General features: G+C 71.2%; 14 protein-coding genes. 10 read left to right on the top strand and 4 right to left on the bottom strand.

Annotated elements, in window-relative coordinates; all coding sequences use genetic code 11:
• Nucleotides 1–66 precede the first annotated feature (66 nt).
• From OU416_RS10475 to OU416_RS10435, 9 genes are all read left to right on the top strand, one after another.
• The gene (locus tag OU416_RS10475; protein ID WP_270926681.1) at nucleotides 67–1296 is read left to right on the top strand and encodes an NADH:flavin oxidoreductase; all 1230 of its coding nucleotides are present in this window, start codon (nucleotides 67–69) and stop codon (nucleotides 1294–1296) included.
• Nucleotides 1296–2942, top strand: a complete 1647-nt coding sequence (locus OU416_RS10470; protein WP_270926680.1) for an AMP-binding protein — start codon at nucleotides 1296–1298, stop codon at nucleotides 2940–2942. Before OU416_RS10475 ends, OU416_RS10470 begins: the two co-directional genes overlap by 1 nt.
• 25 nt (nucleotides 2943–2967) lie before the next feature.
• Nucleotides 2968–4134 (top strand): acyl-CoA dehydrogenase family protein, encoded by a 1167-nt coding sequence (locus OU416_RS10465; protein WP_270926679.1) that lies wholly within the window; start codon nucleotides 2968–2970, stop codon nucleotides 4132–4134.
• Between the two features lie 170 nt (nucleotides 4135–4304).
• Nucleotides 4305–5177, top strand: coding sequence for a bifunctional MaoC family dehydratase N-terminal/OB-fold nucleic acid binding domain-containing protein (locus OU416_RS10460; protein WP_270926678.1), 873 nt, complete (start codon nucleotides 4305–4307; stop codon nucleotides 5175–5177).
• Nucleotides 5178–5190: 13 nt separating this feature from the next.
• Nucleotides 5191–6255, top strand: a complete 1065-nt coding sequence (locus tag OU416_RS10455) for an acyl-CoA dehydrogenase family protein (protein ID WP_270926677.1) — start codon at nucleotides 5191–5193, stop codon at nucleotides 6253–6255.
• Nucleotides 6252–6674, top strand: a complete 423-nt coding sequence (locus OU416_RS10450) for a MaoC family dehydratase (protein WP_270926676.1) — start codon at nucleotides 6252–6254, stop codon at nucleotides 6672–6674. Before OU416_RS10455 ends, OU416_RS10450 begins: the two co-directional genes overlap by 4 nt.
• Nucleotides 6671–7843, top strand: a complete 1173-nt coding sequence (locus OU416_RS10445; protein ID WP_270926675.1) for a lipid-transfer protein — start codon at nucleotides 6671–6673, stop codon at nucleotides 7841–7843. Before OU416_RS10450 ends, OU416_RS10445 begins: the two co-directional genes overlap by 4 nt.
• A complete protein-coding gene (locus OU416_RS10440) occupies nucleotides 7840–8631 on the top strand; it encodes a MaoC/PaaZ C-terminal domain-containing protein (protein ID WP_270926674.1) in 792 nt (263 codons plus the stop codon). Before OU416_RS10445 ends, OU416_RS10440 begins: the two co-directional genes overlap by 4 nt.
• A 63-nt stretch (nucleotides 8632–8694) precedes the next feature.
• On the top strand, nucleotides 8695–9456 hold the full coding sequence (locus OU416_RS10435; protein ID WP_270926673.1) for an SDR family oxidoreductase: 762 nt from the start codon (nucleotides 8695–8697) through the stop codon (nucleotides 9454–9456).
• Between the two features lie 36 nt (nucleotides 9457–9492).
• Here OU416_RS10435 and OU416_RS10430 read toward each other — a convergent pair whose 3' ends face one another.
• The 4 genes from OU416_RS10430 to OU416_RS10415 all read right to left on the bottom strand — a co-directional run bounded on the left by OU416_RS10430 (nucleotide 9493) and on the right by OU416_RS10415 (nucleotide 12906).
• Nucleotides 9493–10845 (bottom strand): MFS transporter, encoded by a 1353-nt coding sequence (locus tag OU416_RS10430; protein WP_270926672.1) that lies wholly within the window; start codon nucleotides 10843–10845, stop codon nucleotides 9493–9495.
• A 99-nt stretch (nucleotides 10846–10944) separates the two neighbouring features.
• Nucleotides 10945–11682, bottom strand: a complete 738-nt coding sequence (locus OU416_RS10425) for an SDR family NAD(P)-dependent oxidoreductase (RefSeq protein ID WP_270926671.1) — start codon at nucleotides 11680–11682, stop codon at nucleotides 10945–10947.
• Entirely contained in the window at nucleotides 11675–12349 is a 675-nt protein-coding gene (locus OU416_RS10420; RefSeq protein ID WP_270926670.1) for a GntR family transcriptional regulator, read from the bottom strand. Before OU416_RS10420 ends, OU416_RS10425 begins: the two co-directional genes overlap by 8 nt.
• 17 nt (nucleotides 12350–12366) lie before the next feature.
• Complete coding sequence (locus OU416_RS10415; protein WP_270926669.1) at nucleotides 12367–12906, bottom strand: VOC family protein; 540 nt, start codon at nucleotides 12904–12906, stop codon at nucleotides 12367–12369.
• Nucleotides 12907–13173: 267 nt separating this feature from the next.
• On the opposite strand from OU416_RS10415, the gene OU416_RS10410 reads away from it, so the two are divergent.
• Nucleotides 13174–15354 carry an alpha-ketoacid dehydrogenase subunit alpha/beta gene (locus OU416_RS10410; protein WP_270926668.1) on the top strand — a complete coding sequence of 727 codons (2181 nt, stop codon included), beginning with the start codon at nucleotides 13174–13176 and terminating at the stop codon, nucleotides 15352–15354.
• The last annotated feature ends 3 nt before the right edge of the window (nucleotides 15355–15357 follow it).

Genomic DNA, 15357 nt, shown 5'->3' with positions numbered 1-15357 from the left:
ACCGGCGCGGTGCAGCGCCGCCGGATCGCCCTACCTTCGCGGCAACCCAGCGGAACAGGAGTGCTCGTGACCACCACCCAACCCGTCCCGGACGTCTTCAGCCCTGGGAAGATCGGCCCGCTGACCTTGCGCAACCGGACGATCAAGGCCGCCACCTACGAGGGCCTCAGCCACCGGGGCAAGGTCACCCAGGACCTGGTCGACTTCCACGTCCGGCACGCGGCGGGCGGGGTGGGCATGACGACGGTCGCCTACTGCGCGGTGTCGCCGGAAGGCCGCACCGACCGGCACCAGATCCTGTGGACGCCCGAAGCCATGCCGGGCCTGCGCAAGCTCACCGAAGCCGTGCACGACCAGGGCGCTGCCGCGGCGGCGCAGATCGGGCACGGCGGCCCGGTGGCCAACCCCAAGGCCAACGGGGCACCGGCGCTCGCGCCGAGCAGGCACTTCCACAAGACCACGCTCAGCTTCGCGCGGGAAGCGACCCTCGGCGACCTGCGCCGCGTCGTGCAGGACCACGCGAGAGCGGCGCGGATGGCGATCGATGCGGGGTTCGACGCGGTCGAGGTGCACCTGGGGCACAACTACCTGGCCAGCTCGTTCCTGAGCCCGAAGCTCAACCACCGCGACGATTCCTACGGCGGCGGCCTGGAGAACCGGGCGCGCCTGGCGCGGGAGATCGCGCTGGCGGTGCGGGAGGCGGTCGGCGACCGGATCGCCATCATCACCAAGCTGAACATGGACGACGGCGTGCCGGGCGGCTTCTGGCTCGACGAGGCGATCGCGGTGGCGCAGTGGCTGGAGTCCGACGGTTCGGTCGATGCCCTGGAGATGACGGCGGGCAGCTCGCTGAGCAACCCCATGTACCTGTTCAAGGGCGATGCGCCGCTGGACGCCTTCGCCGAGGTGATGCCGCAGCCGATCAAGCTGGGGGTGAAGCTGCTGGGCCGCACGATGCTGCGCGAATACCCGTACCAGGACGGCTACCTGCTCGACGACGCCCGGCAGATCCGGGCGGCGGTGAAGCTGCCGATGATCCTGCTCGGCGGCATCACGAACAAGGCGGTGATGGATCGAGGGATGGCCGAGGGCTTCGAGTTCGTGGCGATGGCGCGGGCCCTGCTCCGCGAACCGGACCTGATCAACCGCATCGAAGCGGACCCGGGCGTGCGCTCGCTGTGCAACCACAACAACCGCTGCATGCCGACGAACTTCACCGGCGCGCGATGCGTTCTGGTCGACCGCAGCAGCCCCCGGTCGCAGACCTGGGGCACCGACGCGGGCTACGTCTCCTGATGAGCAGCGAGACGATCGCCGACCTGCTGCTGGACCGGCTGGGCGACCACCGGCCGGGGCTGCGCTCCCGCGAGCGGACCTGGAGCTGGGACGAAGTGGTCCGCGACAGCGCGGCCCGCGCCGCCCGGCTGCGGCGGCTGCGCGATGACGACCGCCCGTTCCACGTGGGCGTTCTCCTGGACAACGTCCCGGAGTTCGTCCTCTGGCTGGGAGCCGCCGCGCTCACCGGAGCGACGGTCGTGGGCATCAACCCCACCCGCCGCGGCGCCTACCTGGAAGCCGAGGTGCGCCACACCGACCTCCAGCTGCTGGTGACCGATGCGGCGGGCCTGGAGCTGCTCGACGGCCTCGACGTCGGCGTGCCGCGGGACCGCTTCCTGCTGGTGGACTCGCCGGAGCACGCCGAACAGCTCACGCCCGTCGATCCCGTGCGCGATCCGTCGATCAGCGCGGAGACCCGCATGCTGCTGCTGTTCACCTCCGGCACGACGGGGGCGTCGAAGGCCGCGATCTGCTCCCAAGGGCGCCTGGTCGGGCTCGCGCGGCAGAACACCGCGAAGTACCACATCGGCCGCGACGACGTCTGCTACTGCTGCATGCCGTTGTTCCACGGCAACGCGCTGATGGCGCTGTGGGCACCGGCGCTGCTCGCGGGCGCCTGCGTGGCGCTGGCGCCGAAGTTCACCGCATCCGGGTTCCTGCCGGACGTGCGGCACTACGGCGCGACGTACTTCACCTACGTCGGCAAGGCGATCGGCTACCTGCTCGGCCAGCCGGAACGACCGGACGACGCCGACAACACGCTCACGCACGGGTTCGGCACCGAGGCCTCGCCCGAGGACCGGGCCGAGTTCCAGCGCCGCTTCGGCGCGAAGCTCTACGAGGGCTACGGGTCGAGCGAAGGCGCCGGGATGATCGACCAGGCACCGGCCGGACCGCCTTCCGCGCTGGGCGTTCCGGCGCACGCGGGAGTGCGCGTCGTCGACCCGGAGACCCGCGAGCAGTGCCCGCCCGCGGATCTCGACGAGCACGGCCGGGTGCGCAACGCCGAGGAGGCCATCGGCGAGCTCGTCAACACCGAAGGCGCGGCGAAGTTCGAGGGCTACTACAAGAACCCGGCGGCCAACGCCGAACGCGTCCGCCACGGCTGGTACTGGACCGGTGACCTCGGCTACCTCGACAGCAACGGTCACCTCTACTTCGCGGGCCGGTCGGGCGACTGGATCCGGGTCGACGGCGAGAACATCTCCGCGCTACTGACCGAGCGGATCCTGCGACGGCACCCGGACGTCCTCGCCGCCGCGGTCTTCGCGGTGCCCGACCCGCGCTCGGGCGACCAGGTGATGGCGGCCGTCGAGACCCGCGCCCGGTTCGAGGACCTGCACCTGCCGGACTTCCTCGCCGCGCAGGACGACCTGGGCCCCAAGGGGATCCCGCGCTACGTGCGGGTGTCCCGGCAGCTGCCCACCACCGGGTCGAACAAGCTGCGCAAGAAGGAGATGCAGGCCGACGGCTGGCGCACGAGCGACGAGGTGCACTGGTGGCCGGGCCGCGGAGCGCCGTCGTACGCGCCGATGACCGAGCAGGACAAGCGGGAGCTGCGAGAGCAGTTCGCCGCCAACGGCCGGTTGCGCTTCCTGCCCTGACCGGCGCGACCACGAGAGGACTCCGATGGACTTGCGCGAGACGCCCGAGCAGCAGCGGCTCCGGCAGGAGCTGCGCGACTACTTCGCCGGGCTGCTCCCGCCGGACGAACGCAGGCGGGCGGGGGAGGAGGGCGTCGGCGGCTCCCGGTTCCGGGAGGTCGTCAAGGTGCTCGGCCGCGACGGCTGGCTGGGCATCGGCTGGCCGCGCGAGTACGGCGGGCAGGGCCGGTCGGTCGAGGAGCAGTACGTCTTCTTCGACGAGGTCCAGCGCGCCGGGCTGCCGTTCCCGTTCGTCACGGTGAACACCGTCGGCCCCACCCTCATGGAGCACGGCACCGAGGAGCAGAAGCGGGCCTACCTGCCCGGAATCCTCAGCGGTGATGTCGTCTTCGCCATCGGCTACACCGAACCCGACGCGGGCACCGACCTCGCCTCGCTCACCACCAGAGCGGTGCGCGACGGGGACGAGTTCGTGGTGAACGGGCAGAAGATCTTCACCTCGGGCGCCAACACCGCCGATCACATCTGGCTCGCGGCCCGCACGGACCCGCAAGCGCCCAAGCACCGCGGCATCTCCATCCTGATCGTGCCCACCGGTGCCGAGGGCTTCTCCTGGAGTCCCATCGAGACCGTCGGCGGCCTGTCCGTCACGGCCACCTACTACAGCGACGTCCGCGTGCCGCTCGACCACGTCGTCGGCGCGGTCGACGGCGGCTGGCGCCTGATCACCGCTCAGCTCAACCACGAGCGGATCGGCCTGGCGGCGCTCGGCGGCCGCACGATCCAGCTCTGGGAACAGGTGCTGGAGTGGGCCAGGAGCAGCGGAGTCCTCGAAAAGCCGTGGGTGCGAACCGAAATGGCCCGCGCCTTCGCGAAGCTGGAGGCGATGCGGCTGATGAACTGGAAGATGACCACGGCGGTCGCGGAGGGCGCGCTGACCGGTGCGACGGCGGGCGCGGCGAAGGTGTACGGCACCGAGACCCACATCGACGTGCAGCGCACCCTGACCCAGGTGCTCGGCGCGGCCGGGCGGATCCGGCCCGAGTCCCCGGAAGCCGTGCTCGGCGGGCAGGTCGAGCAGCTCTCCCGGCAGAGCGTGGTCAACACCTTCGGCGGCGGCGTGAACGAGGTCCTGCGCGACATGGTCGCCACCCAGGGCCTGGGCCTGCCACGCGGGAAGAGGGGCGCATGAGCAGTTACGAGTCAACTCCAGTTCTGCTCAACGGCACCTCAGGGGACCGTGACGCAACCCAGCCACAAGAAGCCGCCGAACGTGAGATCGATCCCGGACGCGACCACCGCTGTGAATCGCGGAGAGGCGGGACTGGCTACGAGCAGGCTCTGCAGTCCTACGTCGGGCGTGTGCTGGTCCCGGCCAGGGCGGGGCAGGATCCGGTCAACGTGCCGATGATCCGCCACTGGGTCGAGGCGATGGGCGATCCCAACCCGGTCTACCTCTCGGCCGACGCCGCGCGCGCCACGGGCCGCGAGGGCATCGTCGCCCCGGCGTCGATGATGCAGGCGTGGACGATGCGGGGCTACGCCGCCAGCACCGCACCGAGCGCCCGCACGGCCTTCGACGAGCTCGTGGAGCTGCTGGCCGAGGGCGGTTACACCTCGGTGGTGGCCACCGATTCGGAGTTCGAGTTCGTCCGAGAGCTGGTGCCCGGGGACGAGGTCAGCACCGAGGAGGTCGTGGAGTCGATCTCGGCGGAGAAGCGCACCGGCCTCGGGCCGGGGCGGTTCGTGACCACGGTGCGCACCTACCGGGACGCCAGCGGCGCCGTCGTCGCGGTCCAGAAGTGGCGCACGCTGCGGTTCCGGCCTGCGGAGGAGCGGGCGCTGCGCCCGCGACCGGCGGTGAACCAGGACAACGCGTTCTGGTTCGAAGCAGCCATGGAGAAACGGCTGGTCATCCAGCGGTGCTCGTCCTGCGAGGCGCTGCGCCACCCGCCCGGGCCGTGCTGCCCGCACTGCCGGTCCTTCGAGTGGGACACCGTGGAGGCGGCGGGCCGCGCCACCGTCCACAGCTACGTGGTCGCCCACCACCCGCCGCACCCGGCGTTCGACTACCCGCTGCTGATCGCGCTGGTCGAGCTCGCCGAGGGCACCCGGTTGATCACCAACCTGGTGGGCGTCGCCCCGGACGAGGTCGTCATCGGCATGCCGGTCCGGCTGGAGTGGCTGGAAGCGGACCCGGAGCTGGTGCTGCCGGTGTTCCGCCCGGAGAGCTGAAGGAGAACACCGAATGGACTTCCACCTCGGCGAGGAGCTGGCCGCGGTCCGGGATTTGGCCCGCGACATCTTCACCGACCAGGCCACCACCGACCGGATCCGGGAGGTGGAGGCCTCGCCGACGAGAGCGGACGAGCGCCTCTGGGCGGAGCTGGCCAAGGCGGGGCTGGTGGACATCGCGCTGCCCGAGGAGCACGGCGGAGCGGGACTCGGCCTCGCGGGCCTGTGCGTGCTGCTGGAAGAGCAGGGCCGCGCCGTCGCACCCGTTCCGCTGTGGTCGGCAGGCGTGGCAGCGCTGACCCTCGCCGAGCACGGCGTCCTCACCGATGGGCGGATCACCTTGGCGCTGGAGGAATTCGCACCGGCCGAGCCGAGTGCGCCCACCTGCACCGCGACGCTGGAGCACGGTTCCTGGCGGCTCTCGGGCACCAAGGCCGCCGTTCCGGCACCGCAGGGCGCGACCGCGGTGCTCGTGTCCGCGACCTCGGACGACGGCCCCGGGCTCTTCCTGGTGGAGTCCGACGGGCTGCGCTGGGAACCCGCCGAGACCACGGCCAGAGACCTCAGCGCACATCTCCACCTCGACCGCGCGCCCGCACGCCCGATCGGAGGCGTCGAAGCGTTCCGCCGGACTCTGCGCCGCGCGACCGTCGCTCTGTCGGCGATCCAAACCGGCGTCGTCAAAGGCGCTTTGGCGCTCGCGGCCGGATACCTCGGTGAGCGGCACCAGTTCGGCCGACCGCTGGCCACCTTCCAAGCGGTTCAGCACCAGCTCGCCGACTGCTACATCGACGTCGAGGCCGTGGAGGTGACGCTGTGGCAGGCGATCACCTCGCTCGCCGACGACGCGCCCGACGCCGACCGCGCGGTGCTGGTGGCCAAGTGGTGGGCCGACCAGGCCGGCCTGGACGTCGTGCACCGTACCCAGCACGTGCACGGCGGCATCGGCGTCGACGTCGACTACCCGGCGCACCGGTACTTCTTGTGGGGCAAGCAGATCGCGGGCACCTTCGGCGGCGCCGCCGCAGCCCTCGCCGACCTGGGCGAGTGCCTGGCCGTCGCGGAGGTGGCCCGGTGACCGCGTTCGACGAGGTGGGCATCGGCGATCTCCTGCCGCGGCTGGAAATCCCGCTGACCCGGACGCTGATCGTGGCCACCGCCATCGCGAGCCGGGACTACCAGGACGTGCACCACGACCCGGCGCTGGCGGTCGAGCGCGGCTCGGCGGACGTGTTCATGAACATCCTGACCACCAACGGCCTCGTGGACCGGTTCGTCACCTCGTGGGCGGGCCCGGCCTCGGTGGTCAAGGCCATCCGCATCCGGCTCGGCGCCCCCAACCACCCCGGCGACACCATGGTCCTGACCGGCGAGGTGACCGGCAAGGACGCCGAGAGCGGGTGCGTCCGGATCGCGGTCACCGGCGAGAACAGCCGCGGTGCGCACGTCACCGGCACGGTCGACGTCCACCTTCCCGCCCAGGAGGAGCCCGCATGACGCTGTCCCGCTCGGTGGCCATCGCCGGCATCGGCGCGACCGAGTTCTCCAAGCGCTCCGGCCGCAGCGAACTGCGGCTGGCCGTCGAGGCGGTGCTGGCCGCGGTGGCCGACGCCGGGCTCGAACCATCCGATGTGGACGGAATGGTCACCTACACCGCGGAGTCCAGCTCCGACATCCACGTCGCCCGCAACGCGGGGATCGGCGACCTCACCTACTTCTCCCGCGTCGGTTACGGCGGCGGGGCGGCGTGCGGCACGGTGGCGCACGCCGCGGCGGCCATCGCCGCCGGGCTGGCCTCGGTCGTGGTCTGCTGGCGCGCGTTCAACGAGCGGTCGGGCGAGCGCTACGGGCTCGGCCAGGCCGACCGGCCGGTCGACCTCAGCGCCGACCGCGCCGCCTACTCGTGGATGACGCCGTTCGGCCTGAACACCCCCGCGCAGTGGGTGGCCGTGTTCGCCCGCCGCTACATGCACGACTTCGGTGCCACCTCGGAGGACTTCGGCAGGGTAGCGGTGCTGGACCGCAAGCACGCCGCCACCAACCCGCGGGCCTGGTTCCACCAGCGCCCGATCACCCTGGCCGAGCACCAGGAATCGCGCTGGATCGCCGAGCCGCTGCACCTGCTGGACTGCTGCCAGGAGACCGACGGCGGGCAGGCGCTGGTGCTGGTCTCGGCGGAGCGCGCCCGCGACCTGCCGCACCTGCCGGTGGAGGTGCTCGCGGCGGCGCAGGGCTCGGGCGCCGACCAGCACATGATGACCAGCTACTACCGCCCGGCGATCTCCGGCATCCCCGAGATGGGGCTGGTCGGCGAGCAGCTGTGGGCCCAGAGCGGGCTGAGCCCCGGCGATGTCCAGGCCGCGATCCTCTACGACCACTTCACCCCGCTGGTCCTGCCGCAGCTGGAGGAGCTGGGGTTCTGCGCCCGCGGCGAGGCCAAGGACTTCATCCGCGACGGCCAGCTCGAACTGGACGGCCTGCTGCCCGCCAACACCCACGGCGGCCAGCTCGGCGAGGCGTACCTGCACGGGATGAACGGCATCGCCGAAGCGGTCCGGCTGGTGCGCGGAACCTCGGTCAACCAGCCGCCGGAGGTGCGCAACGTGGTGGTCACGGCGGGCACCGGCGTGCCGACCAGCGGCCTGGTGCTGGGAGCGCCGAGGTGACGGCGGCGAGCTGGCGGGGAGTCGGGCTGGGCAGCCGCACCGTCGACTACACCGAGCGCGACGCGATCCTCTACGCGCTGGCGGTGGGCGCCACCGCGCAGGACCTGGACCTGGTCTTCGAGGAGCGGCTGCGGGTCCTGCCGACGTTCGCGCTGACCCTCGCCCAGTGGGCGCCGGACGAGCTGGGTTCCAGGGGCGCGTTCGACACCAGCACCGCGGTGCACGGCGCCCAGCGGCTCGAAGTGCTGCGCCCGCTGCCCAGATCAGGCTCCCTGACGATGACGGCGGCCGTGGCGGAGGTGTGGGACAAGGGCTCGGCCGCGCTGTTCGAAGTGGCGGTGGAGAGCGACTTCTTCGTGGCCACCTGGACGCTGTTCGCCCCGGGCTGCGGCGGGTTCGGCGGCCAGCGCGGCCCCACGAGCCCGAAGCGGCCGCAGGCCGCGCCGGAGCACCGCCTGGCGGTCGCCACCGCCCCGAACCAGGCGGCGCTGTACCGGCTGATGGGCGATCGCCACCACATGCACGTCGATCCGGCAGCGGCCCGAGCAGCCGGGCAACCGAAACCCTTCCTGCACGGCCTCTGCACGCTGGCCGCGACGACCCTGGCGGTGGCCCAGCGGTACGACGCCGACCCGGCCGACCTGCGCAGGCTGGAGGCCCGCTTCGCCGGCCCGGTCTTCCCGGGCGATCAGCTGTCGGTGAGCTGCTGGGGAACCGGCGCGATCGCCTTCGCCGCCGAGGTCGGGCAGCGGCCCGTCCTCACCGGCGGCGGAGTCGACTTCGGCTGAGCGGTTCTTGGCCAAGCGATTGCTTGGTAGGCTGGCGTCGGGTTCTCGACCACGGAGGAGCGCATGGCGGTTCAACTGGACATGGCGGGCCGGGTCGTCCTGGTCACCGGGGGCTCCAAGGGCATCGGCCGCGCCATCGCCGCGGCGTTCGCGGCGGCAGGCGCCGAGGTGGTCACCTGCGCCCGGTCCGAAGTGGACGATCCAGCGCCGGGAACCTCGCACCTGCGCTGCGACGTGCGGGACGCGGAGTCGGTCCGCACGATGATGGACGGGCTGCTCGCGCAGTACGGCCGCCTCGACGTGGCGGTGAACAACGCTGGGGGAGCGCCGTACGCGCTGGCGGCCGATGCCTCTCCGCGCTTCCACGACAAGATCCTGGGTCTCAACCTCGCCGGACCGCTGCTGGTCGCCCAAGCCGCCAACGCCGCGATGCAGCAGCAGGAAACCGGCGGCTCGATCGTGAACATCTCCTCCGTCAGCGCCCTCCGCCCCTCACCGGGCACAGCGGCTTATGGCGCGGCGAAAGCGGGCCTGGACTCGCTGACCCGTTCCCTGGCGGTGGAATGGGCCCCGAAGGTCCGCGTGAACGCGATCAACGTGGGCCTGTGCCGAACGGAGCTGACCGGAGACCACTACGGCGGCGACGAAGGCGTCGAAGCCATCGAGCGCACGATCCCGCTGGGCCGCATGGCCCGCCCGGAGGAGATCGCCCACGTCGCCCTCTTCCTGGCCTCCGGCCTGGCCTCCTACGTCAGCGGAGCAGCGGTCGAATGCCACGGAGGCGGCGAACCCCCGGCCTTCCTCTTCGCGACCCGGAACGGCTGATCCAGCAGCGGGCGCGGCCGTCGGAGAAGCAGCCGGTCAACGCCTCGCGTCGACCTCGGCAGGCTCGGGCCGCGCATCGAGCTTCTCGCCCGCGGTTTCGTGCAGCAGCCAGGCGGACACGAACGTCACCAGGCCCATCGCGACCAGGAACAGCGAAACCGAGGCGGAGGTGCCGGTGGCGGCGAGCAGCGTCGTCATCAGGAACGGGGTCCCGCCGCTGACCAGGATCGCCCCCAGCTGGTAGGCCAGCGACGCACCGGAGTAGCGGATCTGCGGCGCGAACAGCTCCGCGAGGTAGGCGGCCAGCGGACCGTAGGTCAGCGCGGAACCGATCAGGCCCACCGTGGTGGCGATCGCGATCAGCGGCAGCGAAGCGGTGTCCACCATCCAGAACAGCGGGAACGCCCAGAGCACGATCAACCCGGAACCGGCCAGGATCAGCGGCCGGCGGCCGAACCGGTCCGACAGCGCACCGCCGATCAGGATCGCGAACACCATCACCCCGGTCGCCACCAGCGACACCAGCAGCAGCGGCGTTCGCGCGATCCCGAGGGTCCGGGTCGCGTAGTCCAGCAGACCCGAGATGCAGGCGTAGAAGATGGCGTTGGTGGCGAAGAGCAGGCCGGTGCCCAGCAGGACGGGCCGCTTGTGGTTGCGCAGCACCTCCGACAGCGGTGCCTGCGGGACCGCATCCGCGTTGGCCTTGCGCTGCTCCTCGAGCTGCCGGTAGACGGGACCGTCCTCGACCTTGAGCTGGATGTAGAGCACCACCGGCGCCAGCACCGCGCTGGCCAGGAACGGAACCCGCCAGCCCCACGAGGTGAACGCCTCGGGGCTGGTGGCGGCGGTGACCGCCAGGAACACCACGTTGCCGAGGATCACCCCCAGCGGCACGCCCATCTGCCCGAAGGTGCCTGCGAAGCCGCGGCGCTTGGGGTCGGCGTTCTCCGTCAGCAGCAGCACGATCCCGCCCCACTGGCCACCGACCGCGATGCCTTGGACGAAGCGCAGCACCACCAGCGCGATCGGGGCCAGCACGCCGATGGTGGCGGCGGTGGGCAGCAGGCCGATCAGGAAGGTCGCCGAGCCCATCAGCACCAGGCAGATGACGACGGCGCGCTTGCGGCCCACCTTGTCGCCCAGGTGGCCGAAGATCAGCCCGCCGATGGGTCGGGCGACGAACCCGGCCCAGAACGTCGCGAAGGACAGCAGCACGCCCACCAGCGGTGAAGCGCCGGGGAAGAACAGCGTGCCGAACACCAGCGCCGCCGCGGTGGCGTAGATGAAGAAGTCGTACCACTCGATCGAACTGGCGATCAGTCCGGCGGCCATGAGCTTGCGACGAGCTCTCGGATCGGCCGCCGCGGTCGGTGCAGTGCTCTTCGACATGGTCGGTCACCTCGTTGTGAATGAAGGGAGAACTGTTCTCGCGCGCGGTGGGGCGGCACCGCGCTCCGGTGAGCGCGGTGCTGCTCGCGGATTGCCGGATCAGGCCATGTGCAGGCCGCCGTTGACGTGGATGACCTCGCCTTGCACGAAAGCGGCCGCGGAGCTGCAGAGGAAGGACACCACGGAGGCGACCTCGCCGGGGTCGCCGAGCCGCCCCATCGGCGTGGCCGAGAGCAGATCAGCGCCCTTGGCGGCGACGAGGTCGTCGGTCATCGGCGTTCTGATGATCCCGGGTGAGACCACGTTGATCCGCGCGTGGTCGCCCAGCTCCCAGGCCAGGCTGCGGGAGAAGGACAGCAGCGCGCCCTTGGTGGCGGCGTAGTGGGCGTGCCGGGCGCTGCCGCGGTGCCCGGCGACCGAGGCGATGGGCACGATCGAGCCGCCTCGGTTCAGGTGCGGCAGCGCCGCGCGGACCAGGAAGAACACCCCGTCGAGGTTGATCGACACGACGCGGTGCCACTGCTCGTCGGTCATCTCGGCGACGGCTTGCTCGGGGTAGATCCCGGCGGCGGGCACCAGGTGGTCGATGCCGCCGAAGCGCTCGACCGCGAGCTGCGCGAACTCGTCGTTGCTGGCCGAGGAGGCCGCATCCAGCACGAAGGTGGCGGTGCGGGCACCTGCCGGGTCCAGGGTCTGCGCGAACTCGTCGAGGGCCGCCCCGTCGAGGTCGCCGAGCACCAGGTTCGCGCCCGCGGTGAAGAACTGCTGGGCGACCTCGCGGGCGATCGAACCGCCCGCTCCGGACAGCAGCAGCGTTTTCCCTTGGAAGTCAGTCATGTTCGTCCTCGGCGAAGAGTTCGGGATGCTTGGCCAGCTCCAGGCGGGTGCGCCGGATGTGGCCGGTGAGGAAGCGCTCGGCGTCGACGGCGTCGGCGCGCTTGACCGCTTCGATGATGAGCCGGTGCTCGAAGTTGATGAGCTGCTGCCCGGCCGAATCGATGACCCGGGCGTAGGCCCGCCGGTAGTGCTGGGTGGTGTTCCAGAAGCGGTGCACCATCGAGGTGAGCTCCCGGTTGTGGCATCCGGCGTAGGTGGCCAGGTGCAGCTCGCGGTCCAGTCTGAGGAACCGGTCGACGTCGGTGTTGTCCTCGATCTCGGCCTGCAACCGCTCGATGCGGGCGATGTCCTCGGGTGCGAGGTTCGGGATGCTCTCGGCGAGCGCGAGCGGTTCGACCCGCTCCCGGATCTTGTAGATCCCCTCGCACTCGTTGAGGTCCAACTTGGACACCCAAGCGCCGGTGTTGGACTTGAGCACCGCGAGACCTTCGGCGGCCAGGATCCGCAGCGCCTCGCGGACCGGCAACCGGCTGGCGCCGAGCCGGGCGGCCACGTCCTCCTGCCGGATCCGGGCGCCGGGCGCCAGTTCCCCGCTGAGGATCATGTTCCGCAGGTGTTCGGCGACCCGCTGGCTGGCCACTCCCGACGCCGCTGCCTTCTCGGACACGATCTCTCCTCTTCGCACTAGCCTGCGCTGTCCTGCTGAGGTTGCCACAGCCGGACCGGTGCGCCTTCCTCGTACGCCTTGCCGTCCGGGAAGGACACCAGTTCCAGCTGCATCCCCCACGGCGTCAGGAAGTACGCCCAGCGCTGCCCGGAGCTCGGGCCGGAGCTGGCCGTGGGCTCGCCGAGCACGCGGACGCCGTGGTGGCGCAGGTGCGCGACGGCGGCGTCGAGATCGGTGACGTAGAAGGCCAGGTGGTGCCCGCCGACGTCGCTGTTGCGGGGTTGGGCGGTGCGCTGGCCGGGCGCGTCGAACTCGAAGATCTCGAAGTTCGGCCCGTTGGCGCACCGGAAGAACCGCAGTTCCCGCATCACCGCGCGGGGGTGCACGGCCAGGTGCTCGGCCATCCAGTCGCCGTCGGATCGGAACGGGCCCAGCGAGTACACCAGCTCGCAGCCGATCACCTCCACGAAGAACCTGGTGGCCTCGTCCAGGTCGGGCACCGTGAATCCCACGTGCTCGACGCCGGTCAGGCCGGGCAGCCCACGCGATCCGGACATCGCGCTGATCACCTCCACCGCTGGAGCGATCACCATTGGATCCAATGGCGAAGTTGCGACAAGTCTGAGATAGCGCCAGCGGCGTGTCAATACGTGCCCTGCGGCCAATTCTGCGAAGTTTCAGGTGGGCGTGAACTTGAAAATGGATCCAATCGATGCCACTGTTGGATCCATCTTCCGCCCGCCGCGCCGGCTTCCACGGCTGCGGCCGGCGCACCCACCCCCTGGAGGACACCCGGCCGAGCCGGGGCGCAGCAGGAGAGCACCATGCCCACACACCGCAAGCTGACCGCGTCGTCACCGTGGATCGAGGTGACCACCACCAAGGCGGACTGGCAGGCCGCCGACCCGCAGCTGCTGCGGTCGATGTTCGCCCAGACCCTGCTGATCCGGACCTTCGAGGAGCGCGTCCTCGAACTCGCCGGGCAGGGCCTGATCCACGGCCCGGCGCACTCCAGCATCGGGCAGGAGGGCGGGGCCGTCGGTTCGATCCTGCCGCTGACCAGCCAGGACTTCGTCAACGGCTCGCACCGCGGCCACCACCAGTTCCTCGCCAAGGCCCTCGGCCACGTCGCCCCGGACGGCATCGATCCGCAGCGGCCCGTCGCTCCGGCGGTCCGCGAGGTCCTGTCCCGCAGCTTGGCCGAGATCTGCGGGCTGTCCCGCGGTTTCTGCCGCGGCCGCGGTGGCTCCATGCACCTGCAGTGGAAGGAAGCCGGGGCGATGGGCACCAACGCCATCGTCGGCGGCGGTGTCCCGCAGGCCGCCGGGTTCGCGTGGTCGGCCAAGCAAGCAGGCACCGACGCGGTGTCGGTGACCTACTTCGGCGACGGCGCGGTCAACATCGGATCGGTGCTGGAGACGCTGAACCTCGCCGCCGCGTGGCGGCTGCCGGTGTGCTTCTTCATCGAGAACAACCGGTACGCGGTGTCCACCCACGTCGACGAGGTGACCGCCGAGCCCCGGCTGTCGGCGCGCGGCCTCGGCTTCAACGTCCCCAGCTGGCGGGTCGACGGCATGGATCCGCTGGCCGTGCACCTGGCCATGACCGAAGCCGTGGCGCACATGCGCGCCGGTGCCGGCCCCACCATCGTCGAAGCCGAGGTCTACCGCTACTTCCACCAGAACGGACCGTTCCCGGGCAGCGCGTTCGGCTACCGCAGCAAGGCCGAGGAGCAGGAGTGGCGGGAGCGCGACCCGCTGGCCCGGCTCGCCGAGCAGTTGGTCGCGCGGCGCATCCTCAGCTCGCAGGACGTCGAAGCCTGCACCGAGCGGGCCAAGCGGCTGATGGCCGACATCGGCGACGAGATCCTCGAATCCGACCCGGACGGCAAGCCCGGCCAGCGGCGAATCAAACCGGAGGAGTGGCCCGACCCGGCGTTCCGCGACGTCGGGGTGCGCGGCGACCTCGGCGAGTTCACCGGCGCCCGCACCGCCGACCGCGACACCTTCACCGGCGCCACCGCCCAGCGCAAGTTCATCGACGTGGTCGCGGAGGTGATGCGCCGCCGGATGGACGCCGACCCGTCGGTGGTGGTGCTCGGCGAGGACGTGCACCGCCTCAAGGGCGGCACCAACGGTGCCACCCGCGGCCTGGCCGAAGCCCACCCCGACCGCGTGCTCGGCACCCCGATCAGCGAGAACGCCTTCACCGGCCTGGCGGGCGGCATCGCCCTGGACGGGCGCTACGTGCCGGTGGTGGAGCTGATGTACGCCGACTTCATGTGGGTGGCGGCCGACCAGATCTTCAACCAGATCGGCAAGGCCCGGCACATGTTCGGCGGCGACAGCGACGTCCCGCTGGTGCTGCGCAGCAAGGTCGCCATGGGCACCGGCTACGGTTCGCAGCACTCGATGGATCCGGCCGGGATCTTCGCCACCGCCCCCGGCTGGCGCATCGTGGCCCCGTCCACCCCGTTCGACTACGTGGGCCTGATGAACAGCGCGCTGCGCTGCAAGGACCCGGTGGTGGTGATCGAGCACGTCGACCTGTACGGCACGGTCGGCGAGGCCCCGGTCGACGACTTCGACTACTGCCTGCCGGTCGGCAAGGCCGCGGTCCGCCGCACCGGCCGGGACATCACCGTGCTGTCCTACCTGGCGATGACCGGCTACGCGCTGGAAGCCGTCGAGCAGCTGGGCGAGGTCGACGCGGAGGTCATCGACCTGCGCTGGCTGGACCGGGCCAGCATCGACTGGGACACCATCGGCGCCAGCATCCGCAAGACCAACAACGTGCTCATCGCCGAGCAGGGGCCGATCGGCACCTCCTACGGCTCGTGGCTGGCCGACGAGATCCAACGCCGCTTCTTCGACTGGCTCGACCAGCCGGTGCAGCGCGTCACCGGCGCGGAAGCCTCGCCGAGCATCAGCAAGGTCCTCGAACGCGCTGCCATCGCGCGGACCGCTGAGGTCGTCGACGGTCTCCAGAACGCCACCGGCCGCTGAGCC

Origin of the sequence: Saccharopolyspora indica, assembly GCF_027853965.1 — a bacterium.
GTDB lineage: Bacteria > Actinomycetota > Actinomycetes > Mycobacteriales > Pseudonocardiaceae > Saccharopolyspora > Saccharopolyspora indica.
Note: the sequence above shows the minus strand (reverse complement) of the source record. Positions and strands in the feature narration are given on the sequence as shown.

Coding starts and splice junctions, on each gene's coding strand:
- OU416_RS10470 (WP_270926680.1), top strand. CDS start 1,296: ATGAGCAGCGAGACGATCGCCGACCTGCTGCTGGACCGGCTGGGCGAC.
- OU416_RS10465 (WP_270926679.1), top strand. CDS start 2,968: ATGGACTTGCGCGAGACGCCCGAGCAGCAGCGGCTCCGGCAGGAGCTG.
- OU416_RS10455 (WP_270926677.1), top strand. CDS start 5,191: ATGGACTTCCACCTCGGCGAGGAGCTGGCCGCGGTCCGGGATTTGGCC.
- OU416_RS10445 (WP_270926675.1), top strand. CDS start 6,671: ATGACGCTGTCCCGCTCGGTGGCCATCGCCGGCATCGGCGCGACCGAG.
- OU416_RS10435 (WP_270926673.1), top strand. CDS start 8,695: ATGGCGGTTCAACTGGACATGGCGGGCCGGGTCGTCCTGGTCACCGGG.
- OU416_RS10430 (WP_270926672.1), bottom strand. CDS start 10,845: ATGTCGAAGAGCACTGCACCGACCGCGGCGGCCGATCCGAGAGCTCGT.
- OU416_RS10425 (WP_270926671.1), bottom strand. CDS start 11,682: ATGACTGACTTCCAAGGGAAAACGCTGCTGCTGTCCGGAGCGGGCGGT.
- OU416_RS10415 (WP_270926669.1), bottom strand. CDS start 12,906: ATGTCCGGATCGCGTGGGCTGCCCGGCCTGACCGGCGTCGAGCACGTG.
- OU416_RS10410 (WP_270926668.1), top strand. CDS start 13,174: ATGCCCACACACCGCAAGCTGACCGCGTCGTCACCGTGGATCGAGGTG.